This is a genomic window from Oceanobacillus rekensis (assembly GCF_002153375.1).
In the GTDB taxonomy this organism is placed as follows: Bacteria; Bacillota; Bacilli; order Bacillales; family Amphibacillaceae; genus Oceanobacillus; species Oceanobacillus rekensis.
Window position 1 is genome coordinate 1 of the sequence record NZ_MTBQ01000014.1, and the last position, 547, is coordinate 547.

General features: G+C 50.8%; 3 tRNA genes and 1 rRNA gene. All 4 read left to right on the forward strand.

From position 1 onward, the window contains the following. Positions 1 to 10 precede the first annotated feature (10 nt). Positions 11 to 126, forward strand: a 5S ribosomal RNA gene (gene rrf, locus BV906_RS19020). Positions 127 to 233: 107 nt separating this feature from the next. Beyond that, positions 234 to 308, forward strand: a tRNA-Asn gene (locus tag BV906_RS19025). A 3-nt stretch (positions 309 to 311) separates the two neighbouring features. Continuing rightward, a tRNA-Ser gene (locus BV906_RS19030) sits at positions 312 to 403 on the forward strand. A 17-nt stretch (positions 404 to 420) separates the two neighbouring features. Continuing rightward, positions 421 to 495, forward strand: a tRNA-Glu gene (locus BV906_RS19035). Positions 496 to 547 lie beyond the last annotated feature (52 nt).

The window sequence follows — 547 nt, forward strand, 5'->3', positions numbered from 1 at the left end:
TTAAGGAAGGTCTGGTAGCAATAGCGAAGAGGTCACACCTGTTCCCATCTCGAACACAGAAGTTAAGCTCTTCAGCGTCGATGGTAGTTGGGGCTTTGCCCCTGCAAGAGTAGAACGCCGCCAGGCAACAATCCATTACTGTATAGGTAATGGCTCTGCTCCGAAACATCTAGTTTCTAGGACAAGCAATAAATGTTTGAACTAATGAACATAGATTTTCGTTATTGGATTATTCCACAGTAGCTCAGTGGTAGAGCAATCGGCTGTTAACCGATCGGTCGTAGGTTCGAATCCTACCTGTGGAGCCATATGGAGAGCTGTCCGAGTGGCCGAAGGAGCACGATTGGAAATCGTGTAGGCCGCTAACGCGGCCTCGAGGGTTCGAATCCCTCGCTCTCCGCCACAACTTATTCTAATTATGGCCCGTTGGTCAAGCGGTTAAGACACCGCCCTTTCACGGCGGTATCACGGGTTCGATTCCCGTACGGGTCACCAATATGGAGGATTAGCTCAGCTGGGAGAGCACCTGCCTTACAAGCAGGGGGTC